The 25655-nt window shown below is 59.9% G+C and carries 31 protein-coding genes and 2 pseudogenes; 10 read left to right on the top strand and 23 right to left on the bottom strand.

All coding sequences use genetic code 11. The features are described from left to right. Positions 1–3 precede the first annotated feature (3 nt). The 8 genes and pseudogenes from EFD55_RS30865 to EFD55_RS30830 form a co-directional block, all read right to left on the bottom strand. Positions 4–300 (bottom strand): PRC-barrel domain-containing protein, encoded by a 297-nt coding sequence (locus EFD55_RS30865; protein WP_125850638.1) that lies wholly within the window; start codon positions 298–300, stop codon positions 4–6. A gap of 93 nt (positions 301–393) precedes the next feature. Beyond that, complete coding sequence (locus tag EFD55_RS30860; protein ID WP_245438652.1) at positions 394–534, bottom strand: hypothetical protein; 141 nt, start codon at positions 532–534, stop codon at positions 394–396. Between the two features lie 160 nt (positions 535–694). After that, a complete protein-coding gene (locus EFD55_RS30855; protein WP_245438271.1) occupies positions 695–1033 on the bottom strand; it encodes a response regulator in 339 nt (112 codons plus the stop codon). A gap of 206 nt (positions 1034–1239) precedes the next feature. Continuing rightward, positions 1240–1467, bottom strand: a complete 228-nt coding sequence (locus EFD55_RS30850) for a hypothetical protein (RefSeq protein WP_125850634.1) — start codon at positions 1465–1467, stop codon at positions 1240–1242. Between the two features lie 231 nt (positions 1468–1698). Further along, the gene (locus tag EFD55_RS30845; RefSeq protein WP_125850632.1) at positions 1699–2079 is read right to left on the bottom strand and encodes an SPW repeat domain-containing protein; all 381 of its coding nucleotides are present in this window, start codon (positions 2077–2079) and stop codon (positions 1699–1701) included. Between the two features lie 41 nt (positions 2080–2120). After that, on the bottom strand, positions 2121–2372 hold the full coding sequence (locus tag EFD55_RS30840; RefSeq protein ID WP_125850629.1) for a hypothetical protein: 252 nt from the start codon (positions 2370–2372) through the stop codon (positions 2121–2123). Positions 2373–2414: 42 nt separating this feature from the next. Further along, positions 2415–2648: a hypothetical protein gene (locus EFD55_RS30835; RefSeq protein WP_125850627.1), complete on the bottom strand. Its 234-nt coding sequence runs from the start codon at positions 2646–2648 to the stop codon at positions 2415–2417. A gap of 90 nt (positions 2649–2738) precedes the next feature. Next, positions 2739–2822 (bottom strand): annotated as a pseudogene (locus EFD55_RS30830) (co-chaperone GroES); the annotation flags it as partial. A gap of 341 nt (positions 2823–3163) precedes the next feature. On the opposite strand from EFD55_RS30830, the pseudogene EFD55_RS34360 reads away from it, so the two are divergent. Beyond that, a pseudogene (locus tag EFD55_RS34360) lies at positions 3164–3547 on the top strand (hypothetical protein); the annotation flags it as partial. A 25-nt stretch (positions 3548–3572) separates the two neighbouring features. Here EFD55_RS34360 and EFD55_RS30820 read toward each other — a convergent pair. Continuing rightward, complete coding sequence (locus EFD55_RS30820) at positions 3573–4778, bottom strand: diaminopropionate ammonia-lyase (protein ID WP_125850625.1); 1206 nt, start codon at positions 4776–4778, stop codon at positions 3573–3575. A gap of 105 nt (positions 4779–4883) precedes the next feature. On the opposite strand from EFD55_RS30820, the gene EFD55_RS30815 reads away from it, so the two are divergent. Then, positions 4884–5366 (top strand): Lrp/AsnC family transcriptional regulator, encoded by a 483-nt coding sequence (locus tag EFD55_RS30815; protein WP_125850623.1) that lies wholly within the window; start codon positions 4884–4886, stop codon positions 5364–5366. A 35-nt stretch (positions 5367–5401) separates the two neighbouring features. Here the strand turns inward: EFD55_RS30815 and aptA are convergent, their stop codons facing one another. Further along, positions 5402–6736, bottom strand: coding sequence for an omega-aminotransferase AptA (gene aptA, locus EFD55_RS30810; RefSeq protein WP_125850621.1), 1335 nt, complete (start codon positions 6734–6736; stop codon positions 5402–5404). Between the two features lie 140 nt (positions 6737–6876). Here aptA and EFD55_RS30805 point away from each other — a divergent pair, with 140 nt between their 5' ends. Then, complete coding sequence (locus tag EFD55_RS30805) at positions 6877–7425, top strand: cupin domain-containing protein (protein WP_125850619.1); 549 nt, start codon at positions 6877–6879, stop codon at positions 7423–7425. A gap of 6 nt (positions 7426–7431) precedes the next feature. On the opposite strand, the gene EFD55_RS30800 is transcribed toward EFD55_RS30805, so the two are convergent. Continuing rightward, entirely contained in the window at positions 7432–8214 is a 783-nt protein-coding gene (locus EFD55_RS30800) for a pyrroline-5-carboxylate reductase (protein WP_125850617.1), read from the bottom strand. A 196-nt stretch (positions 8215–8410) separates the two neighbouring features. Between EFD55_RS30800 and EFD55_RS30795 the strand changes: the two genes are divergently transcribed. After that, the gene (locus tag EFD55_RS30795; protein WP_125850615.1) at positions 8411–9262 is read left to right on the top strand and encodes a hypothetical protein; all 852 of its coding nucleotides are present in this window, start codon (positions 8411–8413) and stop codon (positions 9260–9262) included. A 54-nt stretch (positions 9263–9316) separates the two neighbouring features. Here the strand turns inward: EFD55_RS30795 and EFD55_RS30790 are convergent, their stop codons facing one another. The 7 genes from EFD55_RS30790 to EFD55_RS30760 form a co-directional block, all read right to left on the bottom strand. Further along, positions 9317–9859, bottom strand: coding sequence for a hypothetical protein (locus EFD55_RS30790; RefSeq protein ID WP_183736874.1), 543 nt, complete (start codon positions 9857–9859; stop codon positions 9317–9319). 127 nt (positions 9860–9986) lie between these two features. Beyond that, positions 9987–10571, bottom strand: coding sequence for a TadE/TadG family type IV pilus assembly protein (locus EFD55_RS30785; RefSeq protein ID WP_125850613.1), 585 nt, complete (start codon positions 10569–10571; stop codon positions 9987–9989). 1 nt (position 10572) lies between these two features. After that, positions 10573–11103 carry a TadE/TadG family type IV pilus assembly protein gene (locus tag EFD55_RS30780; protein ID WP_125850611.1) on the bottom strand — a complete coding sequence of 177 codons (531 nt, stop codon included), beginning with the start codon at positions 11101–11103 and terminating at the stop codon, positions 10573–10575. Then, positions 11100–12434, bottom strand: a complete 1335-nt coding sequence (locus EFD55_RS30775; RefSeq protein WP_125850609.1) for a TadE/TadG family type IV pilus assembly protein — start codon at positions 12432–12434, stop codon at positions 11100–11102. Before EFD55_RS30775 ends, EFD55_RS30780 begins: the two co-directional genes overlap by 4 nt. A 295-nt stretch (positions 12435–12729) precedes the next feature. Beyond that, positions 12730–13110: a carboxymuconolactone decarboxylase family protein gene (locus EFD55_RS30770; protein ID WP_125850607.1), complete on the bottom strand. Its 381-nt coding sequence runs from the start codon at positions 13108–13110 to the stop codon at positions 12730–12732. A 130-nt stretch (positions 13111–13240) separates the two neighbouring features. Next, on the bottom strand, positions 13241–13801 hold the full coding sequence (locus EFD55_RS30765) for an alpha/beta fold hydrolase (RefSeq protein WP_245438650.1): 561 nt from the start codon (positions 13799–13801) through the stop codon (positions 13241–13243). Positions 13802–13824: 23 nt separating this feature from the next. Further along, the gene (locus EFD55_RS30760; RefSeq protein ID WP_125850605.1) at positions 13825–14466 is read right to left on the bottom strand and encodes a TetR/AcrR family transcriptional regulator; all 642 of its coding nucleotides are present in this window, start codon (positions 14464–14466) and stop codon (positions 13825–13827) included. Positions 14467–14557: 91 nt separating this feature from the next. On the opposite strand from EFD55_RS30760, the gene EFD55_RS30755 reads away from it, so the two are divergent. Continuing rightward, positions 14558–15460, top strand: a complete 903-nt coding sequence (locus EFD55_RS30755; protein WP_125850603.1) for an NADP-dependent oxidoreductase — start codon at positions 14558–14560, stop codon at positions 15458–15460. Positions 15461–15570: 110 nt separating this feature from the next. Here the strand turns inward: EFD55_RS30755 and EFD55_RS30750 are convergent, their stop codons facing one another. Then, a complete protein-coding gene (locus tag EFD55_RS30750; protein ID WP_125850601.1) occupies positions 15571–16824 on the bottom strand; it encodes an ABC transporter substrate-binding protein in 1254 nt (417 codons plus the stop codon). 67 nt (positions 16825–16891) lie between these two features. Then, on the bottom strand, positions 16892–18874 hold the full coding sequence (locus EFD55_RS30745) for a putative bifunctional diguanylate cyclase/phosphodiesterase (RefSeq protein ID WP_376774114.1): 1983 nt from the start codon (positions 18872–18874) through the stop codon (positions 16892–16894). A gap of 832 nt (positions 18875–19706) precedes the next feature. On the opposite strand from EFD55_RS30745, the gene EFD55_RS30740 reads away from it, so the two are divergent. The 3 genes from EFD55_RS30740 to EFD55_RS30730 all read left to right on the top strand — a co-directional run bounded on the left by EFD55_RS30740 (position 19707) and on the right by EFD55_RS30730 (position 21192). Beyond that, on the top strand, positions 19707–19973 hold the full coding sequence (locus tag EFD55_RS30740) for a hypothetical protein (protein ID WP_125850597.1): 267 nt from the start codon (positions 19707–19709) through the stop codon (positions 19971–19973). Between the two features lie 120 nt (positions 19974–20093). Then, positions 20094–20867, top strand: coding sequence for an SOS response-associated peptidase (locus EFD55_RS30735; RefSeq protein ID WP_125850595.1), 774 nt, complete (start codon positions 20094–20096; stop codon positions 20865–20867). Between the two features lie 76 nt (positions 20868–20943). After that, complete coding sequence (locus tag EFD55_RS30730; protein WP_125850593.1) at positions 20944–21192, top strand: ribbon-helix-helix domain-containing protein; 249 nt, start codon at positions 20944–20946, stop codon at positions 21190–21192. Between the two features lie 218 nt (positions 21193–21410). Here EFD55_RS30730 and EFD55_RS30720 read toward each other — a convergent pair whose 3' ends face one another. The 3 genes from EFD55_RS30720 to EFD55_RS30710 are packed head-to-tail and all read right to left on the bottom strand — an operon-like array spanning position 21411 to position 23013. Then, positions 21411–22121, bottom strand: coding sequence for an RNA polymerase sigma factor (locus EFD55_RS30720; RefSeq protein WP_125850591.1), 711 nt, complete (start codon positions 22119–22121; stop codon positions 21411–21413). A gap of 43 nt (positions 22122–22164) precedes the next feature. Continuing rightward, the gene (locus tag EFD55_RS30715; RefSeq protein WP_125850589.1) at positions 22165–22485 is read right to left on the bottom strand and encodes a cupredoxin domain-containing protein; all 321 of its coding nucleotides are present in this window, start codon (positions 22483–22485) and stop codon (positions 22165–22167) included. Positions 22486–22491: 6 nt separating this feature from the next. Then, positions 22492–23013: a DUF4142 domain-containing protein gene (locus EFD55_RS30710; RefSeq protein WP_125850587.1), complete on the bottom strand. Its 522-nt coding sequence runs from the start codon at positions 23011–23013 to the stop codon at positions 22492–22494. 70 nt (positions 23014–23083) lie between these two features. On the opposite strand from EFD55_RS30710, the gene EFD55_RS30705 reads away from it, so the two are divergent. Beyond that, positions 23084–23359 carry a hypothetical protein gene (locus tag EFD55_RS30705; RefSeq protein ID WP_125850585.1) on the top strand — a complete coding sequence of 92 codons (276 nt, stop codon included), beginning with the start codon at positions 23084–23086 and terminating at the stop codon, positions 23357–23359. Between the two features lie 189 nt (positions 23360–23548). Beyond that, positions 23549–25510, top strand: coding sequence for an elongation factor G (locus EFD55_RS30700; protein ID WP_125850583.1), 1962 nt, complete (start codon positions 23549–23551; stop codon positions 25508–25510). Positions 25511–25655: the final 145 nt, after the last annotated feature.

The raw sequence follows: 25655 nt of genomic DNA, 5'->3' as shown, positions 1-25655 counted from the left end.
TACTCAGTCGCGGTGTTCGGGCATGTTCTTCAGTTCATCTTTCGTCCAGTTCGTGACGGCATGGACGTCGCCGTCTTCATCGCGCATGAACTCGAGATCCGAAATGGGAACCGCGACGGGTTTAGCCCCGATGCCCAAAAAACCGCCGACATCGATCACCACGGAGCTTCCGGCGCCAGCGACATGGATGTGGTCGACCTTGCCGACCTTGTTGTCGTCGGCTCCATAGATAGTTGCTCCCTCGAGAACCGCGGGAGTGAGTTCCGAACTCGTCAGGCGAACGTGGTTGGTGTGGTCCATGATGGTTTCCTCCAATATAGGAGGATGGATAATCTTGCATCGGGCCGAATGTTCCGACCGTCGGGAGCCTTGCGGCAGCGGAAGGTTGACCGATCAGGTCATCCGCTTCAGCCTTTCGATGAGCTTGTTCGTCTCGTCATTCGCCGCGATCGAAAGCATGTGGTTGTCGGCGAGGTCGATGAAGGCAGCGACAGCTTCGCTTTCCGACCATCCGGAGGCCACTGCCTGCCGCAACAAATGCTCGAATGCGAACTGGATCGCATCCTGGCAACGGATGTGACGATCAGGATGATCCTCTGGCACCGACGGTCGCGTGATCTCGGTCATGGAAGGCGAAGGTGAGCTGATTTGCCCGGGTTGGCAAGGCCCGCGGCGGCAGCCGTTTCCCAAAGCGTCACGAAGCCCGAGCGATCAACTCGACCAGCCGGGCCTCGTCGTATGGCTTTTCGAGGACAGGCTGGCTGTAGCGGCCGTCCATGGCGGCCTCGTCAAATCCCGTCGAGAAGATGAAGTCCTTCTTCAGTTCGAGGAGAAGATCGGCGACGGGGAAGGACTTTTCGGTTCCGAGCTTCAGGTCAAGAACCGCAATGTCGAACCTCGTCGTCTTGACCATCTCCAACGCCTCGTCGAGCCGACTTGCAATGCCGACCACCTCGTGGCCTAGCTCAACGAGCATTGCTTCCAATGTGAACGCAATGAGCAATTCGTCTTCGACAATCAGGATCCGTGACACAACGATTTTCCTTGGGTGACTACCCCGAGGATTGAGATGAAATTTGGACAGTTCGGAGCACCACCGACAGCCCACAATTGCAGAGGTCCGATATGATGTCCACGACCATCTCGGGGCACTGGATCGCACTAGATGCGCGAAAACCTTCTCGTTCAGGAGAGCTATTTTCTATTGTGGGGAACCGAGAACGCTTGCGTCCGAAAGAACTATTCGGCGGCCTGCCCCATCGGGTATTTCTCCGGGGGTGCCACCGGTCCGACGATCTCAAAATCGGACGGCATGGCGTGCTGGTCGGTGCCAGGCAGTGCAAGCGTCCAGTAGTTGGGCTCTTCCCCGAAGACAGTCGAGACCTGCACGACGGTGAGCTTCCCGTCGAAGTGCTTTGATGAACGCGCCCAGTAATAGGCTTCCGGAACCAAACTCGCGGTAAACATAACACCCACTCCGTTCGATCGCGGAAGATATCAGAATTCTTATAAATGAACATGCCTCATGATGCGCGATCCTCAGGCAGAATCTTTGCAGAAGAATTTTGAGCCCGATGCAACTAATGCCGGGTGTCCAGAAGCGGTTCGTCGTCGTCGAAATTGCCGTTGGTGACGGCATCGTATGAGTTTAAGATTGGCGCACTCCACCGCGCGTCCCGTATGCGGTCAACTGGACCATCATGGCCTTGGCTCTTTCGAGGGCTTCATCGTGATCCATCTGCCACCTAAACATACAAGGGATACGAGCATAACTATAACCCCTGTCGCGAAATGTGAGGTGGCAGGATCAACCTTGTTGGAAAAATTCAGGAGCCATGGCACTGCGAAGATCCAGACGCCGATCGACAAACATACCAAATTCAGCTTCGGCCAGCGGTCTGTTGCAGCAGCGACGGCGGCAACCATCAATGCCAGGCCACCGATCCATGCGTTGATTGATGCAAGCACGAGCCCGTCATAGCTCAAAACCCAGGGGCAGCAAAACAATACCGCTCCTGCTATAGCATTCACCGTATTGAGTTTGGGTAAAAGATTTCCCTGTTGTTCGACCTTCTGCATCCTGAGACCTCTCGATCTGGCGATGAGCCCGCGATCTTCCGTCAACTCCCATGAGCATCGAACAGGCCGGAAGTTTCTCGCTGTCCAGATAGCTCATTGTGGTTGTCCAGCGTCTTAACGCTATCAGACGCCCATGAAGCGAGAAGGGCACGCTTGTCGCCACGACTGATGTCTTCAGCGGCAAGTTCCTCACATGGATCAGCAAAATGTCGAGAAGGATGAAGCAGCTGCCCCGCAGTTATCGTGACAGCGACATCGTGCGTTTTATCTCTTGTCTTAATGTCCTCTCTCATTTCTGGCTCCATGGATAATCAATGGCACCTGTGCATTTATTCTCACGCCTTGGGAACAGGCGAGGCTCGATTGCTTGAAGTGGTGGGTATCTCGGCAATCCGCATTGTTTCAGCCAAAAGAGCGTCGCGTTCGCGGATGCCCTTGTTGTACAGCTTCGCGACCGTGATGGTTAGCGTTGCAATCGCTTGGTGGTCGCCCTTGAGGCCTCGCGCTTCGACAACCTCCTTGATGACGCTGGCGCATAGGCGGGCATCTTCTTTCGACGGTAAGCTCATTTGGTGCTCCGGAAAGGGCCCGCTTCTTGCGGTGAGGCGAGCCCGATTGATCGCTTAAAAATCCTTGCCGGCACAGGCGGGGAGCGCCGGAGGAATGATGATTCCGCCCTTCGTTTTCTCTTCGGACTCAACCCGGCGGACAAGAATGCGATCATGAAGCGGTCGGAACGACATGTTTTCCTCCGATGGACAAACAATGATGACGTTGTTCCCCTGGCCGGACCGGATGACCAGTCCGGGCGGGTGCAAAACCTCAGTCGAGCGTTTTGCGCAAAATGATCTGGTTTGCCGGTTTTTCGATTTCAAGAGGTCAGCACGAAAAAATTAGCACTCGTATTGATCTGCTGCTAACGTGCTGGAAAGGAACAATAAACTGACGTTCTTCCTTGAAAACCTGTTGATGGCCGCAAAATTTTGCGCCCACCTTCAGACTGTTACGAAACGGAGATGAAGCAAGCAATTTTCATCGGATCTGGAACGCCAGCTCAACGGCTATGGTCTCACCACCGCGAATGCATGCTTTGTCCTCGGGACCGTTCGGCGAGACCTATATATGCCAGCCGCGCTGGTGAGGTACTTGAAAGCGCCCTCGCGCTGCCATCGATCCCCTGCCGGCCGATCTCTATGACAGTGAGCCGGCGCCGATCGATATCGATCTGGAGGACGAGCTCGGCGAAATCGTCGACAGCCGAAGGACGGCTCTGTCCGCGAGGGCGGCTTCTTCGTCGACCGGTCAAAGGGCTTGATGCAGATGCTCGGCGGCGCTGCCGTCGGTCAGGCGACGGGATTCCGAAAAAGCATATCCGGACCATCAGCAAGCCGATCCGATCCCTGATGCCGTGCAGGAGGTGCTGAAAGCACAGATCGCCGAGCGTCCTGAAGCGCCCCAGCAGACGCGCGGCATCGATCGACTGACCGGTCATATCAAAGCTCCTTCCCTGTTCTTCGCGGCGACCGCGGCGGCGACAGCCCGGTGATCTCTTCATATTTGCCCGGATCGGTCGCGCCTTCCGTGTTGACGACAAAGATGCGGGAGCGGTGGTCGATCGAGAGGGCCGCCTTGATCACGGGATCGGCGATGGCCTTGAGGGCGCCTGCGAGGCCGACGCCGCCGCTTTCGCCGGCGACGATCGCCTGGTCGCCGGAAACAGGGCGGGCAAGGCGGTTCATGATCCCGGTCGCGTCCACCTCGTCAACCGTCATGAAGGCGTCCGCCGCGCGGGAAAGGATCCGCCAGGCGACAAGCGAGGGCTCGTAGCATTCCAGCATCGCCATAACGGTCGGTTCGCCATGTGCGATCGTCACGGGACGCCCGGCGCGCGCCGTCTCGAACAGGCATGCCGCGCGGGCGGGATCGACGACCGTGAAGACCGGGCGCCGGTCGCCGAGCGCGATCGCCAAATGACCGGCAACCGCCGCGGCAATGCCGCCGACCCCGGATTGGATGAACACATGGGTCGGCGGCTCCGGCATTTGTCTCAGAGCCTCCCTGACGAGAGCGGTGTAGCCCTGCATCACCAGGCCGGGGATCCGCTCATAGCCCGGCCAGGACGTGTCGGAAACGATGATCCAACCCTTTGCCTCGGCGATGCGAGCCGCTTCCCGGACGGAGTCGTCATAGGTTCCCTCGACGGGGATCATCTCCGCGCCGAAGCGGGCAATGGCGGCGACGCGCTCGTCGCTGACGCCAGAATGGACGAAGATTGCGGCGCGCGCGCCGACGAGTTCTGCGCCTTGTGCAACGGAGCGGCCGTGATTACCGTCAGTGGCGCAGGCAACGGTCATCTCACGCGCAACGGCGCGGACCTCCTGCGAATGCAGCTCGGCCAGATCGACGGTGCGGCCGAGTCGCTGCCCGGCCTCTTCCAGAACGAGGCGGATCACCGCATAGGCACCCCCGAGCGCCTTGAAGCTTCCAAGCCCAAGGCGGTGGCCTTCATCCTTGATATGGATTGCAGCGACGCCAACCTCGCGCGCCAGCCCCGATAATGCGACAAGCGGTGTAACCGCATGGTTTTCCCGGACCGAGAGGTGGCGTTCCACTTCCTCGGCAGCGGCGGGTCCGAGCGTTTCCGCATCCCTCGGATCAAGCGGCTGTCGATAGTCTGCGGTGGCGTTCAGGAGAACCATGAGGATCCTCAATGTGTGGTTTCGCTGAACTCTATTGCAACGATTGCGCAAAAGGCGCTGATATTTTGGCGTTTATTTGCAAGTTTGTTTCATCGGAGCATGGATTTGAGCAAGCGCGATCAGCCCACGCATCTCGACGAGTTCGATCGGAAGATCCTCGCCATTCTGCAGCGGGACAATATGACCCCGCAGCGAACGATCGGCGACGCGGTGAACCTTTCCGCGCCGGCCGTTCAGCGCCGAATCAAGCGCATGCGGGAGGAGGGCGTGATCCGGGCGGATGTCTCGGTCGTCGAGCCGGAGGCTCTGGGGCAGTCGATCACGATCTTCGTCGAGGTGGAAGTCATCAGCGAAACCGCCGAGCAGATCGAGCGCGCCAAGAGCGAATTCGCAGCCGCCGCCGAGATCCAGCAATGCTATTACGTCACAGGCGAAGCGGATTTCATTCTTGTTGTCATTGTGCCTTCGATGGCCCACTACGAAGCGCTGACGCGGCGGCTCTTCTTCGGCAACAACAACGTCAAGCGCTTCCGGACCTTCGTCGCGATGGATCGCGTCAAGGTCGGGCTTGGCGTGCCTGTGGGATAGCGCGATGCGGCGACTGTTTACCGCCGCATCGGTGTCTATGCCGCGCGCTTCAGCGCGTCGCCGAGTATCGAGACGATTGTGTCGATCTGGCCCTTTTCAATGATGAGCGGCGGCGAGAGCGCGATGATGTCGCCGGTGACGCGGATCAGCAGGCCCTTTTTGAAGCAATCGACGAAGACGTCGTAGGCTCGGGTTCCCGGCGCTGCGGCCCTCGGCGCCAGTTCGACTGCGCCGACCAGGCCGAGATTGCGGATATCGACCACATGAGGCGCGTCCTTCAGCGAGTGGAGAGCCTCCAGCCAGTGTTCAGCCAGCTCTGATGCGCGGGTCAGCAGGCCTTCCTCCTCGTAGATTTCGAGGGTGGCGAGGCCGGCGGCGCAGGCGACGGGATGGCCGGAATAGGTGTAGCCGTGGAAGAGCTCGATCGCATTGTCAGGTCCGACCATCAGGCCGTCATAGACCTTGCGGCTGGCAAAGACCGCGCCCATCGGAATCGCACCATTGGTGAGGCCCTTTGCCGTGGTGACGAGATCGGGCACGACGCCGAAGTAATCGACCGCGAAAGGCGTGCCGAGACGGCCGAAGCCGGTGATGACTTCGTCGAAGATCAGCAGGATGCCGTGCTTGTCGGCGATCCCGCGCAGCTTTTCCAGATAGCCCTTCGGCGGCAGGATCACGCCCGCCGATCCTGACATCGGCTCGACGATGACGGCGGCGATGGTTTCGGCGCCGTGCAACTGCACCAGGCGCTCGAGATCGTCCGCCAGTTCCGCGCCGTGAGCGGGAAGCCCCTTGGAAAAGGCATTGCGCTCGATGTCGAGCGTATGGCGCATGTGGTCGGCCGGTATCTGCGGGAAGACCCGGCGATTGTTGACGAGGCCGCCGACGGAAATGCCGCCGAAGCCGACACCGTGATATCCCTTTTCGCGCCCGATGATCCGCGTGCGGGTGCCCTGGCCGATGGCGCGCTGATAGGCGATGGCGATCTTGAGGGCGGTATCGACCGATTCCGAACCCGACCCGGTGAAGAAGACCCTGTCGAGCTTGGCCGCTGGGCCCCCGGGTGCGTTCGCGGCCAATTTCGCGGCGAAGTCGAAGGCGATAGGATGCCCCATCTGGAAAGTCGGGGCATAGTCGAGCGTTGCCAGCTGCCGCTCGACGGCGTGGGAGATCTTCTTGCGGCCGTGGCCGGCATTGCAGCACCAGAGCCCGGCTGTGCCGTCGAGAACCTGATGTCCGTCGACGTCGGTGTAATACATGCCCTCAGCGGCAGCGAGAAGCCGCGGCGCCGCCTTGAACTGCCGGTTCGCGGTGAACGGCATCCAGAAATTTTCGAGTACGGGCGCGTTCGTCTTGCTGATCTGGTCCATCCTGGCCTCCTTTGGGATGGTGTGAAGGATGGCGATTTCCTCTCTGCAAACAAGTCCTTTTCTTTGTCGGCGCAAGCCATTGAAATTAAAGAGATTGGAAGATATGTTTTGGGTATTCTGCACAACGCAAACGGACCCACATGTCAGTCGATATCGGCAGCCGCCTTCGCCATCTCCGCATCGCCCACAAGCTTTCACAGCGGGAGCTCGCCAGGCGCACCGGCGTGCCGAATTCGACGATCTCGCTCATCGAATCGAACGCCTCCAACCCTTCGGTCGGCGCTTTGAAGCGGATCCTCGACGGTATTCCCATCGGTCTGGCGGAATTCTTCGCCTTCGAGCCCGACCGTCCGAAGAAGGCTTTTTATGCGGCCGAAGAGCTGGTGGAGATCGGCAAGGGCGCCATCTCCTACAGGCAGGTCGGGGAGAACCTGTTCGGCCGCAGCCTGCAAATACTGAAGGAATGTTACCAGCCGGGTGCGGACACCGGAAAGGTTCCCCTTGTCCACGAAGGGGAGGAGGGCGGGATCGTGCTTTCGGGACGACTGGAGGTGACTGTTGACGACGAGCGGCGCATCCTTGGCCCGGGAGACGCCTATTATTTCGAAAGCAGGCGCCCGCACCGCTTCCGCTGCGTCGGGCCGGTGCCCTGCGAGGTCATCAGCGCCTGCACGCCGCCGACCTTCTAGATCTTGCTAATTCTTGCCTTCGATGCGGGCAAGCACGCCGTCGAGCGCGGCGGTCAGCGCTGCGATGCCGCCGTTCTTCTCGAAATCGGAAAGAACCTGCTCGTTCAATCCGCCCCTGGTCGCGAATTCGCGGCTCAGCGTGCTGAACGGCTCGCCGCTGGGGCCTGTCGCCTTCTGCGCCAGGCTTGCGAAGAGCGGGGCGATGTAGGCGTGGCCCTTCGCCCTTTCGAGGCCGCTTTTCTCAAGCCAGCCAGCAACCGTCTCCATGATGCCGAAATAGGTCGACATCATGGAACTCGCGGCTGCGAGAAGATCGTATTCCTTTCTCGACTGGCACTGGACGGCTGTTCCGAGCGTGTCGAACAGCGCTGCGACCGCGTCATCGGGCGGATAGAGGGCGGTTGCGCCTTGCCGCTTCGCGACGAAGGGCAGGGGGATCGCCTGGACGAGATGCACGTTGGCGCCGATCCAGTCGGAGAGGGCCTCGCGTTCCGTCGCCGCCACGAGGCTGACGACCATTTGGCCATCCCTGAACGACAAGGCGCGCACGACCTCCTCGGCGACCTGCGGCCGTATCGCCAGGAACACCATGTCGCTGCGATCGACAACGTCCTGATTGTCTTCTGCGACCCTTACGGCAGCGAATTCGTCCGCCAGTGTCGCCGCAATATGAACGCTTCGCGGAGAAACGTGAATCGCCGAGGCATAGGCCGGCTCAGTGAGAAGCCCGCGAACCATTGCTTCGGTGATCGCGCCGGTTCCGACGAACCCGATGTTGTCTATCGTCACGTGATTGCTCCAATATGCTCCGAGATGAAAATAACAGAAACGACCGGAGCCGACGAGTGGAACCGCACTCTTCGCCCGCAGTGCGTTCCCTGTATCGCTCGCTGACGCCGTCTCAAGTCATGATCCTGCTTTCGTTTTGGAATTCATACGCTTACAAGGTCGTGGCTCGTGAACATTCGACCGAACGGAAGGTTTCATGAATCTCATGCGTCGCACGCTTCTTGGGTCCATATTGGCGATGATCGGCTGGAAGCCGTCGTCGGCCAAGCAATCCGGCCCTGAAGCCGGCGAGCAAACCAAGGCGCATGCCGAGGCTTCATCGGTGACGCCCCGGCATGTCCTCTGCTTTCTCGGAAAGGATCGTGATCTGAGCCACCTGTCCGAGGCGGCATCGCAGGCGATCGCCGATTTCGCCGCCGGGTTCAGCATCGACGAGAGCTACTCGCAGGCCGAGCCGGATGACCGGATGAGCCAATCGTTTGCCGTATGCTGGGACCGCGTCGAGCCCGATGCCTGGAGCGCGGCGGACGAGGACGCCGTCGCTCATCATCAATCCGTCCTCTATATCCTCGGGCCGAGCATGCAGCAGGGCGAGACCGTGACGGTTTCGATGGCGGCTCTCCTCCTTGTCGAACGGTTGATTGGCGCAGGAGCGGTCGCCGTCAAGGGCGAATCCGCCGGCATCGCCCACGGGCTGGACCGATGGCGAGCGCTGATCGTGCAGGGCGCCAAGGCCCTGAAGGCAAAGGATACGCTCTCCCAGCAGCAAATCGGCCGCCTGGCTTTCGCGAAGCGGCCGCTATCGGATCAGGAATATCTGGAGAGCGTCGGGTTTCATCTCGTCGGACTGCCGGAGGTCTATGTGCCGAAATCGGCCGGAAGCGAAAGGCAGGTCGTCGCCATCATGGATGCGGTTGCCGATGAGATCGCCGAGCGGGGACTTGAGCCGACGCTTGAGGCGCGCCGCGCGAAGCTCTCCTTCGATTCGACCTACGACGTGGATGAGTTCAAGTTCAATCCGTACGGCATTGTCAGGCTCGCCGGGTGAGCCCTGCCGACAGCGCTGCCAGAAAGGATCGCCGTTGCAGCCTCTCGCCCATACTCAATCCGTCTGCTGTTCCAGTGTCTTGGCCAGCTCTTCATAAAAGCGGGCAGATCTCGCATTCTTCTCGGCGGCATATTTGGTGCTGACGGACCGGGCCGCCTCGGCTGCGACACGAAAGGCATCTATCCGGTTCTGCGGGTCGGACTCGGCTTGCCCGCCGATGTCGCCGTCGGTGAAGCTGCCGGCTTTATATCCCTCGCTGAGATCGACGACGCCGATCTCGGGCACACCGTCCTTCATTCGGCCGAAAAAGGCTGCACCGGCCTTGTCGCCGTCCCGGCGGCGCAGCATTCCTTCCCCGGAGGCCTTTCCATCGACACAGGCGCCGATCCAGAAGGTTGGGCCGCTGGTCAGGGAAGATGGCGCCACGAAATTGCAGTGGTTGCCCGGATCCTGCGACCATTGAAGATCGGCAGCCGCAGCAGTAATGCCCTGCGAACACACCATTGCCACCAGGCCGATAGGCACGAAGATAGGTAATTGCCGCATGCCGCTGAAAACTCTTTCCGCCATCACGTCATGCCCTTCATATCCAATCATTCATTGCGATTCCCTCGGAAAAGCCGATCCATCAACCAGCGGAAGCAATGCACAATTGTCGGCCCGGCGACAACGGCCTGAATGTCAGCGGACGGTTTGTTCGTTCGATCGCGACGGAGCCCGTGGCTCAGTTGTATTTAATCGTGTCGCTGACCCGGGGACGATTGAAGAAATGGTGGTCGAAGCTGTAGCCGTTCTGTCCGGTAAAGTTTGAAAAGAACGCCGAGACCGGTGTCGTCAGTTTGTATTGCACCCGCGTCAGTACGACCTGCACGCCGGCATCCTGTATTTGTGCCGGTATGTCGATCGTGCTCGCCGTGCCGGAAGCGGGCGCCGAAGTGTTGAATGAAGCAGACCAGTTGACGGTTGCCTTGCCGCTGCTGTCGACATCCTCGACCGCGACCGTGATCGTCAACTGGCTGGTGTCATACGGCTGCAGGATGAAGGAGGCGCCGGAAAGTAGCTTGGCGACGTCGGACTTCGTCCAGGTTCCCTGCTGTGCGATCATGTCGCCGGTGCTGGAGGTGATCTCGTCTATCTTCCGGCTGACGGTCAGGGCATGGCCGAGATCGACGGTGCCGAACAGCAGCATCACCAGGATCGGCAGCACGAGCGCGAATTCCACGCCGGAGGCGGCCGACCGGTCGCGCGCAAGACGGCGGATGCGGGATCGGACCAGGCGGAAGAAGGACGGGCTCCGGTTCTCGGTCATGTCAGAACGGCTCGTTGCGAAACAGCGCGGAAGATCCGAGGAGGTAGCGGCCGTCGGACAGTTTGGCGCTCGACAGGCTGAAGAAATTGGCGACGGTTCTCCAGGGCAGGAATGCCTGGACCAGAATATAGTCGCTGCCCTTGCCGATATCGAAGGTCTCGGCGACGACGAGATTGCCGCTCTTGTCGATGGGATTGGCGTTGGTGGCCGAAGACAGGTCGGAAAGTACGTTCACCTTGACCAGGAGATTGTCGGAGCAGCCGAACGAGAAAAGCATGTCGTTGCAGATTCGTGTTTTGAAATCGGCCAATGTGATCTTGGACGATGCAACCTCGCCGGTGCGGACCATGCGGGAGATCTTGTGAACCGAAGCATCCAGCGCGGAGTTGATGAAGAACATCAGCGACACTTCGATTATGGCGAAGATCATCATGAAAAGCGGCAGGGCGAGGATCGCAAATTCGATCGCAGCCGCTCCCTTGCGATCGGCAAGCAGGCGGCGAGGCCGCGTAAACAATTTCCCCGACATCATTGGGTCAGCCGGACGGAAGAGAGATATTGGTTGAAAAGTGCCGACAAGCCCGCCGTGATCTCGGTCGAGGACGCCGCTGAAATGAACAGGCTCTTCGAGGATGCGCAGTCGGCCAGAGCGTAGGGAATGTAGTCCCGCCGCGTGATGCTTGTGGATACGCCGCTGTCCATGGTGCCGCCCCAGGTGTTCTTCCAGTTGGCGCTGGCCATGGTCGCGCCGACGGTTGCGTTGTAGCCCCAGTCCGTGGTGATCGGCAGATATTCGGTGTAAAGCACCGCCATCGTGTTGGATTGATTTTTCAAGGGGCTGCACCAAGCCGGGTTGAGGGGCGCCACTTTGGGCCAATAGTTCGAGCCATTCGTCACCCATTCGCGCTGCGATTGGACACCGTCCGTCAGTAGCAGGATCAGCTTGAGCGGTGAGGCGGCGGACGTTCCGTCTCCTCCGGGGCCGACTTTCTGCTTGAGCGTCGCAAGCGAAACGTCGAAATAGGTAGCGGCCGTCGAGGTAGCGCTGGTCAGGCCGTAGCTCTGGTCCGCCAGGCGGTTTCGCGCCGTATCCGTGCTCAGCGTCGGGCTCAGAGCTTCCGTGAGAGTATCTCCCAGACTGTATAACCCGACCTTGATCCGTTCATGGCTTTTGTCGGATGCGTCGACCATGTCGAGCACGTCTCGGACGGCGTCGCCGGCGACGTCAGCGCGCAGTTTTATGTTCTTTGCCGTGCTGTATTCGTAGTTGTTGGCGTATTTCGTCTTGCCGACGGTATGCGCATCGCCGGTGTGGCAGGCGAACTGGCATTTGATGCCGGAATACATCGCCGACTGACCTGCCGTCGTCGCCGCCAGAAGCATCGACGGGGATGTGTCGATGACGATGTAGACATTGAGAAAGGATGTAGCCGGCCCCTTGACGGCGCTTGATACGCTGACATCGACGGTATCGATGTTGGCGATCTTCATGAAGGTCGTCGGAACGGTGCCGCTCGCCGTCGCCGTTATGTTGTGGTTGGTGGTATCGATACTGATTGCGCCCAGCGTGTAGCTGCTTTCCGCCTGCGCATGGAACCAGTCGGAGATCTTCCGTTTGAGAGCTTCGGTATCCCCGGTGTTGTTGATCTGCTTGACGGCGGCGATCAGTGCCGCGTCAAGGTCGCTCTGCATCCTTTGGCGGATATTGTAGCTGCGGATGTAGTCGAAGCTCGCGCCGACCGCGACGAGCATCGGCACCAGGCAGAATGCAACGACCATCGCGACGTTGCCGCTCCTGTTTCGACCGAAATTGCGAAGGGTTCGGGAGACCTGACCAAGTGAATATGAAAGAGCAGATTTCAAAAAATACACCGTTACGCAGCACGTAAAAAATAGTAAAAGCAGGATGGGTCGATAAAACCTAAACCTCTGTTAATTCTTCAAGTCTCGGCGGAAAGCCGGCCGTTGGCGTGCTGTTTTCTGCGCGCATCGGACATGGTTGCGGTTTATGGATATTCACGGGCGGCGCATGGTCCCGTCTTAGGAAGACTTGAAGGCCGGGTATGCCTCCTTTCCATGCGAGAAACCCGCAGTTTGAGCCGCGGGTTTTCGGGTCTGATGGCATGACGCCGCCGAGCTGTCGACGGAAGGACTGAAGTCAGGCCTGGTCGATTTCGGCGAAGACTTCGCGCGCCAGCCGGAACGCTTCCACGCCCGCTGGGATGCCGGCATAGATCGCGAGCTGCATCAGTGTGTCCTTGATTTCCTCGCGGGTGCAGCCGTTCGTCAGGGCGCCCTTCAGATGCAGCTTGAACTCATGGCTTCGGTTCAAGGTGCCGAGCATGACGAGGTTCAGAAGGCTTTTGTCGCGGCGCGTAAGAGCGGACCGCCCCCAGCCTGCGCCCCAGCAATATTCGGTGACGAGGTTCTGGAAATCCCGGTTGAAATCGTCGGCCGCATCCAGCGACTGCTCCACATATTCGGCGCCGAGAACCTCCTTGCGGATCGCCAGGCCGCGTTCGAACATTTCCTGCGACATTACAAGTCTCCTTTGTTGACGACGGGATTGTAGGAATACCTATGGCCGGGATTTCCACCAGTGAAGGGCATGTCTATGCGCTAAGCGCGCATCGATCCGAAATGGCGATAGACCGGCATAGGGGCTGCCGCTATGCGCAAGGGGCGCGGCCTTCGACAAAGGCGGCAACATCAGTCAGCAAAGATGATTTAGGCGTAAGAGCGTCGATGCGATAAAAGTCGTGCTGCTTGCCGGTATAGGTTTTGCAACATCCCGGAACAGTATCGTTCCAGCTTTCAGTTGGTCGATGTGGATCGAATTCTGCCCAGACAACCATGGTGGGTATATGCAGGGGAGATGTTTCGAAGCGTAGCCTGGTCGATGATACGCAGATCAGGGCCTGGAGATCCAACCCGGCTTTGACCGCTTGCCAGAGAGCCGTTCCGCCAGCGCTAAAGCCGATTCCGACGCAGGCGCGTCCATCAATTTCGCAAAGCGCCCGAACTGCACGCAATATGCCGTCTTCGTTGAAAAGTTGATCGTGAAGCTCGTCTCCACGCAGACCAGGACGCCCACTCAAGTCGGCCAGTTGCAACGCGCGATGCTCAAAGCGTCCAATACCCAGCAGTTCGACAGATGTTTCGGGAAAGCCATGGATATCGCCGACGATCAACAAGCGTTGCGTCCTTAAATCGTTCATGATGAGATTCATTTTCGCCGGCGCCCCGTTCATACTCAGCGGGCCGGCTGCCCAAGCGCGGCGATCAATGCGTCGGCGGCAATTTCGGCTCTCTCCTCCTGCTCCTGCAGCGACGGACCGGGCAGTCCCATCAGCACGCCGAGCATATGGGTGCCGAGCAGCCGGTCGATGAAACGAACGGCAAGTTCGTGCCGGCGCTCGGCGTTGGCGCCGGCCGCCTCCTGCTTGAGGCCGAGCATGAAGGCGACCATGCCTTCAAGATTGCCCACAAGGCTCTTATGGGCCATCTCCGCCAGGCCGGGAAACCGGCTGGCGCCTGCTATGACGGTGCGCATGAGGGCGATCGTGTCGGGATCCGTCAGGCGGCTTTGCGTCATCGCCGCCGCCCAGAGCAGGACGTCTCTCAGGGGCTTTTCCAGAAGCGCTTCCATTTCAGCCCGTTCGGCCTCGTCATCCGGATCGCAGGCATTGGAGATCACGGCCAGAAACAGATCGTCCTTGCTCTCCGCATGCCGGTAGAGCGTCATGATCGAGACATTCGCCGCCTTGGCGATGCTTTCCATGCTCGTTCCCTCATAGCCGGTATCAAGGAACGATGCTTTGGCGGCCGCCAGGATATCTGCCCGCTTGCTCGCCATCAGCTTTGCTTTCGGATGATCGGATGACCACGACTTCATGCGCTTGACTCCATGCGATAATCAATCATATCGTATCAACGATAATGAACGTTATCGTATCTCCAACCAGAATATACAAAGGTGCCGATCCATGAAAGCTGCCTGTCTCAATTCCTATGGCGATGTCGACCAGTTTTCGATCGATGACGTCGCGAGGCCCGAGCCCGAAGCCGGCCAGGTCCTGATCAGGATCGAAGCGTCCGCGGTCAACCACTTCGATCTCCTGATCCGCCAGGGCTATGTGGCCCAATATATTCCGCTGGAGCTTCCCGCCGTGCTCGGCGGTGACGCGGCCGGCACCATCGTCGAGCTCGGCTCCGGCGTGACCGGATTTGCCGTCGGCGATCGCGTCATTGCCGACTTCGCCCCGAACGGCCGTGGCTCGCATGCCGAATATGGTGTCGTTCCGGTTTCGGCGATTGCCAAACTCCCGGCCAATCTCAGCTTCGAACAGGGCGCCGCCCTGCCTAAGGCCGGGCTCACCGGCCGGCAATCGGTCGATGCTCTTGGCGTCAAGGCGGGCGACCGCGTGCTGATTTCCGGCGGTCTTGGCGGCGTCGGCCGCGCCGCGATCCAGTATCTCCAGGAGATCGGGGCCAAACCGGTGGCCGGTGTCCGCTCCGACAGGCTCGCCGAGGCGCGCCGACTTGCCGGCGAGGCGCTCGACATCGGCTTGGCCCCGGCCGACGCCGCGTTCGATTACGCGATCAGCGCTGCAGTCCCTGTCGCAGCCAATCTCATCGGACATGTCAGGGACGGCGGCCGGGTCGCCAGCATCGTTCCCGTGCCCGAGGGTGCAAATGCCGGCAATCGTGTGACTATCCACGAACTCTATCACCGCGCTGATGCCGCCACGCTTGCAGCCGTGGCCGACGCCGCGTCCCGCGGCATTTTGGTTGTGCCGGTTGCAAAGACTTTCCCGCTCGACGAAATCGGCGCGGCGCAAAAGGCCGTCGCCGCCGGCATCCAGGGCAAGGTCGTGCTGAAACACTGAGCACGCCATGGAATGCGGCAGGCGATCGCCGGAGGGCCGTTCCGCAATCGCCTGCCATGAAGACGGATCACGGGCTTTGCCCGCACGCTGCCGGCTCGTGCGGGCGAATTCTATTCGTCCTGCATCAGGAGGTCGTGCAGACGGTGCTGCGCGTCTTTGGCGGTGATGGTCCCATCGTTGAAAAAATCACCGATAACGCCGATCCAGCCTTCCGACATCTGGCTCGGCATGGCCTGGGATTGCGCGCTGACTTCACCCTTCCTGGCCTTGATCATCTCCAATCCGAGCTTGCCGCAACGATCGAGCCCCGATGGATCGACATCGGTGCGTACGGGAAGCGATCCCTTTAACCGGCTGAACGCAACCTGATTGTCCCGATCGAGCACCATGCGGGCGAAAGCCTGCTGCGCTTCCGCCGTGCCCTCCCGATTTGTCAGCGGGAAGGCAAAGGCATCGATTACCATGAAATATGCGATCGACGTGCCGGGAACGAGGCTGCAATCGAAATCCTTGTCGACGCTATAGCCGCGCGCGACAAGCTCGCCCTTGGCCCAGTCGCCCATGAACTGCATGCCGGCCTTGCCCTGGCCCACGGCCGCGGCGGCATCGGCCCAGGTCTTGTCCTTTCGCTGCTCGATCGGTTCCACATAGCTGGACAGACGTCGCAGCATGTCCAGGGCTTCGATCATGCGGGGATCCTGCACCAGGGCGGCATCGCCGCTCATGAGACGGGCATAACCTTCCGGACCGAACTTCAGATAGATGATGTTGTTGAAGATGAGGGACACTTCCCATCGCGTGCCGCCGAGTGCGATCGGCAGGCGCCCGGTCGCCTTGATCTTGTCAGCCGCGTCGAAGATGTCGTCCCAGGACTGCGGCGTCTTCACGCCGGCTTCGGCCAACGCCGCCGTGCTGGTCCAGAGCCAGTTTTCGGCGTGGATATTGGTCGGTGCGAAGTAGACCTTTCCCTTGTCGGAAATCCGGTCGAGAACCGTCGCGGGAATGACATCCTGCCAATGATCCGCCTTGGCGACGTCGTCTATATCAAGCACGATGCCCATTTCCGGTAGTTCGCGCGCGCCGTAGTTGGCGTTCCACTGCATCACCGCCGGCGCATATCCGTTCGCGATGCGGTCGCTGACCACGCGCTGGACGGCAACCTTGTTCTCCGCCGGCATGTCGATCCACCGGTTGCCGGAGGCGGCCCAGGCCGTGCGGTAAACGTCAAGCGCCGCCGACTCGCTTTTCGATACCCAGAAATGCACGACATCCACGGCCAGGCCCTGTTCCGCAAAAGCTTGTGCCGCGGGAGCCGCGGCCGCCAAAACCGCGGCAAGCCATGCCCGTTTGATTGCCTGTTTCATTCTTTCTCCCCTCGTTCATTGATCAATCCTGCCGCACCGTTCCCGCGGCGCTTTCCAGGAAAGGCTTTCAGCCCGCGATGTTCTTGACCGCTTCGAGTTTTCGCGGGGCTCGCCTGCGCGCCAATCGTTCGACCGCCGCAAAAGCTGCTTCCGGCTTGGCGTAGAGATAGCCCTGGCCGATCTCGCAGCCGGCATTCAGCAGGAAATCGCGTTGGCCCTCCTCCTCGATGCCTTCCGCGACGCATCGTTTGCCGAGGTTGCGGGCCAGATCGATGATCGCCCGGATGATCTGTTCCGAGCGAATATCCTTGCCGATCTCGGCAACGAAGCTGCGGTCGATCTTGAGTTCGTCGAAAGGGAAATCGCGCAGATGCACGAGAGATGCGAAGCCGGTGCCGAAATCATCAAGCGAGACCGACACTCCCTGTTTCCGGAAGCGGGAGATGGTCTCGGCGATCTGATCGGCGCCGCGATTGAGAAAAACGTCTTCGGTGACTTCGATGGCAAAATCGCGCCAGTCGAGCCGGTTGGCGTTGACCGCTGCCGCAATGAGGTCATAGCCGTCCTGGCTGACCAGCAGGGCTTCCGGCAGATTGATGGCGATCGACCCCACGTGCAGCCCCGCCGTCTTCCACGCTCTCAGATCACGAGCGACGATATCGACGATGCAGCGCGTCATGCTTTGTATGAGATGGCCCTCCATGAGCGGCAGGAAGCGGCCGGGCGGCAGAATGCCGAGCTGGGGATGACGCCAGCGCACCAGCGCTTCGAAGCCGAGATGTTCGCCGGTCTGCAGATTGACCTTCTGCTGGTAGTAGACGACGAACTCGTCGCGGTCGGCGGCGAAGGCGAGGGCGGCTGCAAGCCGGTTCTGTTCCAGGCGCTGGGCGAACGATGATTCATCGAAGATGACGGCCGTGTTGCGTTTGGCCTTGGCGGCATAGAGCGCCAGATCGGCGATGCGCATGAGGGTCACCTCCTCAGACGCATAGCCAGGCACGACGGCGCCGCCGACACTGGCCGAAACCGATATCTGCCGGCCCTCGAAATTGCATTCCGCCGCAATGGCGGCAACCGCGCGCCCGGCAATGTCTTCCAGCTTCGCCGCATCGGAAATTCCGGGAAGGAGAGCGGCAAATTCGTCGCCGCCAAGCCGTGCGACGAAGTCGCCGGCACGGAACGTCTTCTGCAGCGCGGCGGCGACATGGTTCAGAACCGCATCCCCGGCCGGATGGCCGAAGCTGTCATTGGTTGCCTTGAAGTGATCGAGATCGACCAGCAGCATGGAAAAGCCTGTGCCCGTCCGCTCGAGGGAGCCGAATAGCCCGTTCAGAGCCTCATTGAAGGAGGATCGGTTGCCGAGGCCCGTCAGCGTGTCGGTATGGGCGAGATGCGTCAGCTTGATCTCGAAATCGAGTGTGCGGCGGTGCTCCGTGCGCAGCTTGATAAGCAACGGGATGAAAAGGATGAGGGTCGCCAGGATGAGCGTGGCCGCCGTCAGGCCGAGGAGACCGGCGCTGATCAGGCGGGCATGATCTATGCTCCCATCGCTTCGGTCATGCGCGCTCTCGATCACGGCGCTGAACTGACGCATGAGCATGCTGTCGGACGAAACGGCGAAGTCGATCGGTCCCCAGAAGCTGTAGCGCTCCCGCCGCTCCTGCAGTTTCGTCGAGACGACGCGTTCTGCCCTTTGAAGGAAATCCTCCAGGCGTCCGGCAAGCTCGATGCGCATTTTTTCCGACGCCTCGTCGTGGCCGTTCAACCGTTCGAGGAGGTTTGCCTCCACCTGATTGTTGAGGCCCTCCAGCTGGACGCTCATGGCACGGATGTCGTCGATCGCCTTTTGAATGTCTTCGACCATCGGCCGGATAATATATTCCGGCATATTCGGATCGGCAGAGGCCCGCATGACCGCCCGCGTCTGGTTGGCGAGCTGCTGAAAGCGAATGAACTGGCGTCCGATGATGTAACTGATGTTCTGCTGCAGGGAGTGGCGATCGAGCGCCACCTTGACGGTGAAGAAGGTCGCCGCGAGAAGAGCCGTCATGACAACGACGGCGATGACGTAATGGCGCCCGATGGAGCGGATATATCTCGCCACGGAGGAATGGGACTCTCCTGACGGCGTCACCGTATTTTTCAAATCCGTACCCTCCGCCGATTGCGCTCCATCTGAAAGACATGAAGCCGGCTAAGCAGATTGCGGCGTCTTGCCCGTTCTGCTCGTCCTTGAAAATGCATTAAAAACCCCTGCTGCTTCCAGCCCGCGGCTTGGTGCCGAACGCCTTTGCGCCGGACAGTTGCGTCACGATGATGAGAGATCGGCCGTCATGGCCCAGGTCCGCGCGTCGAGCACTGGCGCGCCGGAAAACATAAAATATACCTGAGCCACGTGGCGGCGCCCATTCGGCCAAGGCTTTCAGCGGCCGTTCGCAGTCGGCCCCTTTAGTCAGTCGCTCCAGACAGTGCCCCGGTTTCCAGTGCCGGCATAATCGCGCCATCTGCATTGCTGGGAAATTAATGATCGTCATGCACATATGAATTATCGAACTTTTCCGCCCCGGCACGCGCGCCATCGTGCATTGACGAACAACGCGGATTGCCGGCTCGTCCCAAACCCGTTTTCTTGGGGAAAGTACAAGCAGCCCGCATCTGGATGCCAAATCTGTGACGCTCAGGTTTCAGAAGCGTAAATGTTTTTGTGAAAGGGCAGAAAAATCAGCTCATTGCGCAGAGTTTGCCATGAAATTATCGCGATTTGGCCAAGGGTCTCGGCTTATGGATAAAGGGCAGCACGGATGGAATTCATGGTCGGCCGAAGCGTCCCGGCTACCGCGGAATGAGGCGAGCGCCGCACATCCTATCCGGCGGAGGGCGTCATGAATCTCAAAGTTCAAGGAAGATTCAGACAAGCTCAGGCTTGCCCAGCTTTCGCAGGACAACAGGCTCTTTCGAAGCAGGAGGATTTCCCGAAGAATGTTCGGATCGTTGAAGGAACGGTCAAGGAAACCGGAAGCCAAGCATTGCCGGGGCCGAACGAGAAACACGAAAACCTCGTAAAATACGCATACATCCTCATCGAGACGGACAAGGACATCTTCAAGGTGGAGATACTTGCCGCGAACGCCGATTTGACGCTCTGCTGATGATGTCGATAAGAAAGCGCCTCTGAATTGAATACGAGGGGGCGGCTCCAGAGAGAAAGTTTGACCTCCTGATCGGAAGGGTTACGCTGTCGACCACGGGAAACCGAGGTCGTTGTAGTCATGTGCAATCTCTACCGCATGGAGGACAAGGACTGGGTCGGCAAATGGGCCCAGGATGCCGAGAGCCTGATCAACCTGATGCCCGCCTACCAAATGAACCCCGACCAGGCTGGACCAATCGTCCGCAACACAGCCGACGGCCGCAAGCAGCTCGTGCATGCGCGTTGGGGATTGCCATCGCCGCTTTTCGCGATCAAGCAGGCTGCCGAGGCACGGGCTGAAAAATTGCGGCAGAAGGGTAAGCCCGTCGAGATGGACGTGCTCATCCGGATGGAACCGGACAAGGGCGTCACCAACATTCGAAATCTCAATCTTCCGCATTGGAAGAAATGGTTCGGCGTCCAGAGCCGTTGCATCGTGCCGGTGACAAGCTTTGCCGAACCTGATCCCACCAGCAAACAGGAGGGCGGGAGCACACCGAACGCATGGTTCGCCCACGGCGAAAGCAAACCCCTGATGTTCTTCGCCGGGGTACATGTCCCGCAGTGGCAAAGCGTCCGGAAGGTCAAGGACGGGCTGACGACCGACGACCTCTACGCCTTCCTAACCACCGATCCCAATGACATCGTCAAGCCGATCCACCAGAAAGCAATGCCGGTTCTCTTGCTGACACAGGAAGAAGTGGACGTTTGGATGCGTGCACCGTGGGAGGAAGCGAAGGCGCTCGCCCGGCCGCTTCCAAACGACCAGATCGTAGTGACGTCGCGGGAGCCCTATGGTTCGACCATCGTGACCACGTCTGGCGATCCGGTGTCCCAGCCGACGCTGCTCTGAGCGATGTTCGCATCGAAGCTTTTCCGTGACAAAATATCGGTCGGCGGAAAAGGTAACGATTACCCTCACGGCGGACATGTTGCAGGGCATCCGCGATACGGTAGAGGCCGGCGAGTTCGCCACCACGAGCGAAGCGATGCGCGATGCGGTGAGGGTGTGGCAGCGACAGCGGCTCGAGGATGCCGAGCGCCTCAATGCGATGCGGGCTCGCATCCGGCGTTCTTTGGACGATCCGCGCCCGAGTCTGACGGAAGACGAGGCGGAAGCGGACATGGACCGCTTCATGAAAGGTCAGGAAAAAGCATCCCGCAATGCGGCGCGTTAAGGTCGTCTACCGGCGCGAGGCACTGAGCGACCTTCGCCAAATCTATCTCGACATTGCAGAGATGAGCCAGAGCCACGTCACGGCAAATCGTTTTGTGAAGCGCATTATGGCGAGGTCGTTCCCAGCCTGACGCCGCCGCAAGATCCTCACCTCGAAGCTGGTTTCACCGCTCAGTTCAGGACAAGACATCGAGCAGGTCCCGCGGGATGGCGTAATCATTACGGCGTCTGACGAAGGGTGACGATGACGCGATCGGCCATGGCAGCACAGCGGGCGCCGTCGAAGGGGAAGAGGGCCGAGAATGCGCCGGAAAGCTGTTTTTCGATCGACTGGCGCATCATCTTCCGCGCCCGATGCAGCCGGGTTTTGGCTGTCTCGGGCTTGATGCCGAGATAGGACGCGGTCTCGTCGGTGCTCATGCCCTCGACATCCCGCAGCACGAAGACGGCGCGAAAATCATCCGGAAGGTCGTCGACCGCATGTTCGAGAAAGTGCCGCGCCTGGCTTCGTGACAGCTCGGTTTCCGGGTCGGTTGCCGAAAGCGAAGATGGAAACTGGAGTACTTCGCCGCCCGGCGACGTCGTCTGCATGTCGATTTCCTCAAGCCCGGTCGTGTTCTTTCGGCTCCGCACGCGGCCCAGCGCCTCGTTGAGCGTAATCCGGGTCAGCCATGTCGAAAGCTCGGCCTCACCGCGGAAGATCGCGAGATTGGTAAAGGCTTTCACATAGGCTGCCTGCACAATATCTTCCGCTTCCCAATCGCTGCGGATGACGGCGCGGGCCGTGCGGAACAGGCGCTGGTTGTGACGTTGGATGATGGCGCGGATAGCGGGCTCTTCGCCCATCTTCGCAAGCGGCACGAGTTCGGCGTCGGAGAGTGTCGATAAGTGCTGCCGGTGTCGTTCGACCGGAACCGGAGTGGCTGCCATGGAAACCTCCGCCTGCTTGCCTCATTTTTGCAGGAGTCCGGCCCTATGGCTGGACGTCCAGTTTGCCCGTCATGGCGGGATGAAAGCGGCAATAGAAATCGACCGCTCCCGCTCGGCTGATCGTCATCCGTCCCTCCGATTTCGGCGGCAGGTCGATATCGAAGCTCTTGTCGCGCGCCGTTGCCGTGTGCCGGAATATATCATCGTTTCGCCAGACGATCACATCGCCGACATGCGGCTTGGCCGGCGGCGCGCCGAATTTCATGCCAGCGATGGTGATCTGATATTCCGCCGCTGCGGCAACTCCGCTGCCTGCCCAAAACAGCGCGAACAAAAGCGGCAGCCGTTTCGTCAGCGATCCCATCGCGACCTACTTGATCATCGAAGCGAGATGCTCGGCATGCATCTGGTGCTCCTTGAACAGGGTCAGGCCCGTTTCCAGCAGCGATTTCAGTTCCTTGTTCTGAGCCGAAGGGATCAGCACCTTGGCCAGAGCGTCGTTTACCAACTTGTGGTAGGTGACCTCGTTTTCGATATAGGCCTTGTCGAACGCCGCGCCGTCGAGTGCGGCGAGCGTCGTCAGTTCCTTGCTTGCCTGCGTCGACAAGGACTGGCTGACGGCATTGTCCTCCGGCGTTACCTTCAGCTTCTTGACGAGAGCAAGCGCCTGGTCGTTGACGGCCTTGTGGTCGCGTTCCATGGTCTTGGCGAAGTCGACCTCCTCGGCATTCTTGCTCTTTTTCAGCGCCTGCTCGGCGGCGGTGACATCGATCTGCCCTGCTGTATAGGCGATGTGGGCGATCTGAGGATCGGTCGGCTTGGCGTCGGCGGCGATCGAAGCCGTGCCGAGCGACGCCACTATGAAGGTTGCGCCGAGAATTCGTTTCAACATGATCTGTCTCCTTTGCAAAGGGAATGCCTGCCGGCAGCGGCGCTGCCACGTCTTTGGCGGCGGGCATTGGATGCAGCTCGGCCAAAAAGGTTCCCGGAAATTTTTGATGCGGGAGAGGGCGGCCCTCACACCGCAGCTCCGCCGCAGCCACGGCGAGCTTTCGCAAAACGAGATCTATTTTCGAAATAGAAATGCGGGACAAAATACAGCTGACCATTATCAAAAACTGAAAATTTCCGAGGCTGTCTCGCGGGTGCCTGACGAAATCTATTGTTCATTTGCAGTCGAAGTCGGAGGGCAGCAGCAAATTGTATCTCAAACGATCCCTGCTGGTAGCGTCCGGTAATTTGCCCCGGTAGGTTTCCTCTTGAAACCGTTGCAGACAGAATCTCATGATTGAATGCAAGACGACATCAGCCTCAAATGCAAGTCCAGGTCAAAGCGTTGTGAAACCGAACACCTCTGGCGCCTTGCCGCGGTTCAGGGCATCCTATGATGGCTGAAAATTGTGTTTATGGCAGTTGGAGGAATGCCGATGCGCTGCTTTACCGTGCTTGGACCCTCGCAGACCGGAAAATCAACAGTCGTGGAAAAGCTCGGCTCGCTGGAGGGGGCGCCGAGAAAATCCAGCTCCCCTTATGGATTGAACCTCACAGAATTCACCTTTGGAAACGAGGCGTGGTGTGCGCTGGATGCGCCAGGACCCAACGAAGCGTTGGCGCATGCACAGCACGCGCTTCTTGCCAGCGACGCCTGCATCCTGTGTGTTTCATCGGCACCCGAGGAGGCTGTGCTCGCCGCGCCCTATCTGCGGGTAATCGAGGCCTCGGAGACGCCGTGCATCCTCTTCGTCAACCGGATGGACGAACCGAGAGGGCGGCTGAGGGACGTGATCGCCGCGCTTCAAGACTACGCCAACCACACGCTCTTGCTTCGCCAGATCCCGATCCGTGAGGGGGACAGGATCATAGGCAGTTGCGATCTGATTTCGGAGCGGGCGTGGCGCTACCGGGAGGGCCAGACTTCGGCGCTGATCGCAATCCCCGAAAGCGCCGCCGAGCGCGAGCACGAAGCGCGCAGCGCGCTCCTGGAACACCTGTCCGAATTCGATGACTGGCTTCTCGAGGAACTGATCGAAGATCGCGAGCCGCCCAGCGACGCGCTCTATGCCATTTCATCGCGGGTTCTCAGGGAAAACAGGATTATTCCAGTCCTGATCGGTGCCGCAAGTCACGGCAACGGCATGATGAGGCTGATGAAGGCGCTGCGCCACGAGGCGCCGCCGGTGGGGGTTCTTCGACAGCGCCTGGCTCGGGCGGGCAGTGTCGATGAAAACAAGCTGACCGCCGTGAGCTTCCATGCCTATCATCGCCAGAATGTCGGTAAGACAGTGCTCGTGCGCGCGCTTGGCGAGGGACTGCGGCAGGGCGCATCACTGGGCGGCTCCAGCCTCGGCGCCGTACAGCATCTCGCAAACGGGCGGTCCAGTTCGGCGGTTGTGCCTGCGTCGGGGGATGTGTTTGCGACGGTCAAGTCCGACCATTTGCCCGTCCCTTCGCTGTTGACATCAGACGCGGTGGTCGCCCCGCCTGAATGGACGGAGCCACCCACGCCGATGCTTGAAAGGATCCTAGTCCCAGGCAGCGAGCGCGATGAAAACAAGCTCTCCGAAACGCTGGCAAAACTTTCCGAGACGGATCGCGGCCTAACGGTCTTGCAGGAGGAAAGCACCGGCGCCCAGCTCGTCTGCGCTCAGGGGCCGGTTCATCTGCGCGATCTCTGCCGAACCCTCTCCGACGTGTTTCACATCCACGTAACCGATCGAACGCCCAGCCCGATCTACCGCGAGACAATTGCGAAACCATCTGAGGTTCATTACCGTCACCGCAAACAGACCGGCGGTGCCGGACAGTTCGCGGATGTGAAGCTGAGCATTCGCCCTAATGAGCGGGGCCGGGGCTTCACCTTTAGCGAAACCGTCAAGGGTGGCGTCGTTCCGCGCAACTACATCCCTGCTGTCGAAGCAGGCGCGCGCGAAGCGATGGAGAAAGGGCCGCTAGGCTTCCAGGTCATCGATGTCGGCGTAACGCTGTACGATGGTCAGTACCATGCCGTCGACAGTTCGGAACACGCCTTCCGGACTGCGTCGAAAATGGGAGTGCGACAGGCGCTTTCCGAAGGGTCGGCCGTTTTAATGCAACCGGTCTTCCGCAGCGAAATTCACATTCCGTCGATCTATTCCGGTAGCCTCGTCCAGATCGTCTCCGCTCTCAAGGGTCAGGTTCTCGGCTTCGACCGGGATGAAACCGCTAAGGGATGGGACATCTTCCGGGCACTCATTCCGGGCAGCGCCCTTGACGATCTGGCGCGGGCGCTGCGCTCGGCGACGCAGGGCATTGGTTATTTTTCCAAGACCTTCGATCACTTCGAGGAGCTATACGGCAAGGAAGCGGACGCCATCGTGAGGGCACGCGAGGAACCAGGCGTCGCACACTGAAACGTTCGCGCCACTTCATGCTCGTTCGCAGAACGGGGCTCATGTCGTTTGGCATTTAATCTGAGATTCGCGGGAGCGATTATCGGCCACTAACCGCTCTAATGCATCAGCAACGTTTTGAAATGGCGGCAATTTCTCGAAAGAG

The organism is Rhizobium pisi (assembly GCF_003938655.1).
Taxonomy (GTDB): domain Bacteria; phylum Pseudomonadota; class Alphaproteobacteria; order Rhizobiales; family Rhizobiaceae; genus Rhizobium; species Rhizobium pisi.
The sequence above is the reverse complement of the archived record's forward strand: the minus strand, read 5'-3'. Positions and strand labels throughout refer to the sequence as shown.

Bases quoted from the DNA above. Each gene is read 5' to 3' on its own strand.
- EFD55_RS30785 (WP_125850613.1), bottom strand. From the start codon at position 10,571: ATGACCGAGAACCGGAGCCCGTCCTTCTTCCGCCTGGTCCGATCCCGC.
- EFD55_RS30745 (WP_376774114.1), bottom strand. From the start codon at position 18,874: ATGACGGCTCTTCTCGCGGCGACCTTCTTCACCGTCAAGGTGGCGCTC.
- EFD55_RS30865 (WP_125850638.1), bottom strand. From the start codon at position 300: ATGGACCACACCAACCACGTTCGCCTGACGAGTTCGGAACTCACTCCC.
- EFD55_RS30835 (WP_125850627.1), bottom strand. From the start codon at position 2,648: ATGAGCTTACCGTCGAAAGAAGATGCCCGCCTATGCGCCAGCGTCATC.
- EFD55_RS30765 (WP_245438650.1), bottom strand. From the start codon at position 13,801: ATGAATCTCATCATGAACGATTTAAGGACGCAACGCTTGTTGATCGTC.
- EFD55_RS30780 (WP_125850611.1), bottom strand. From the start codon at position 11,103: ATGATGTCGGGGAAATTGTTTACGCGGCCTCGCCGCCTGCTTGCCGAT.
- EFD55_RS30795 (WP_125850615.1), top strand. From the start codon at position 8,411: ATGAATCTCATGCGTCGCACGCTTCTTGGGTCCATATTGGCGATGATC.
- EFD55_RS30850 (WP_125850634.1), bottom strand. From the start codon at position 1,467: ATGTTTACCGCGAGTTTGGTTCCGGAAGCCTATTACTGGGCGCGTTCA.
- EFD55_RS30730 (WP_125850593.1), top strand. From the start codon at position 20,944: ATGTTGCAGGGCATCCGCGATACGGTAGAGGCCGGCGAGTTCGCCACC.
- EFD55_RS30760 (WP_125850605.1), bottom strand. From the start codon at position 14,466: ATGAAGTCGTGGTCATCCGATCATCCGAAAGCAAAGCTGATGGCGAGC.
- EFD55_RS30740 (WP_125850597.1), top strand. From the start codon at position 19,707: ATGAATCTCAAAGTTCAAGGAAGATTCAGACAAGCTCAGGCTTGCCCA.
- EFD55_RS30805 (WP_125850619.1), top strand. From the start codon at position 6,877: ATGTCAGTCGATATCGGCAGCCGCCTTCGCCATCTCCGCATCGCCCAC.
- EFD55_RS30755 (WP_125850603.1), top strand. From the start codon at position 14,558: ATGAAAGCTGCCTGTCTCAATTCCTATGGCGATGTCGACCAGTTTTCG.
- EFD55_RS30700 (WP_125850583.1), top strand. From the start codon at position 23,549: ATGCGCTGCTTTACCGTGCTTGGACCCTCGCAGACCGGAAAATCAACA.
- EFD55_RS30845 (WP_125850632.1), bottom strand. From the start codon at position 2,079: ATGCAGAAGGTCGAACAACAGGGAAATCTTTTACCCAAACTCAATACG.
- aptA (WP_125850621.1), bottom strand. From the start codon at position 6,736: ATGGACCAGATCAGCAAGACGAACGCGCCCGTACTCGAAAATTTCTGG.
- EFD55_RS30750 (WP_125850601.1), bottom strand. From the start codon at position 16,824: ATGAAACAGGCAATCAAACGGGCATGGCTTGCCGCGGTTTTGGCGGCC.
- EFD55_RS30735 (WP_125850595.1), top strand. From the start codon at position 20,094: ATGTGCAATCTCTACCGCATGGAGGACAAGGACTGGGTCGGCAAATGG.
- EFD55_RS30705 (WP_125850585.1), top strand. From the start codon at position 23,084: ATGCAGCTCGGCCAAAAAGGTTCCCGGAAATTTTTGATGCGGGAGAGG.
- EFD55_RS30710 (WP_125850587.1), bottom strand. From the start codon at position 23,013: ATGTTGAAACGAATTCTCGGCGCAACCTTCATAGTGGCGTCGCTCGGC.
- EFD55_RS30770 (WP_125850607.1), bottom strand. From the start codon at position 13,110: ATGTCGCAGGAAATGTTCGAACGCGGCCTGGCGATCCGCAAGGAGGTT.
- EFD55_RS30715 (WP_125850589.1), bottom strand. From the start codon at position 22,485: ATGGGATCGCTGACGAAACGGCTGCCGCTTTTGTTCGCGCTGTTTTGG.
- EFD55_RS30720 (WP_125850591.1), bottom strand. From the start codon at position 22,121: ATGGCAGCCACTCCGGTTCCGGTCGAACGACACCGGCAGCACTTATCG.
- EFD55_RS30820 (WP_125850625.1), bottom strand. From the start codon at position 4,778: ATGGTTCTCCTGAACGCCACCGCAGACTATCGACAGCCGCTTGATCCG.
- EFD55_RS30840 (WP_125850629.1), bottom strand. From the start codon at position 2,372: ATGAGAGAGGACATTAAGACAAGAGATAAAACGCACGATGTCGCTGTC.
- EFD55_RS30790 (WP_183736874.1), bottom strand. From the start codon at position 9,859: ATGATTGGATATGAAGGGCATGACGTGATGGCGGAAAGAGTTTTCAGC.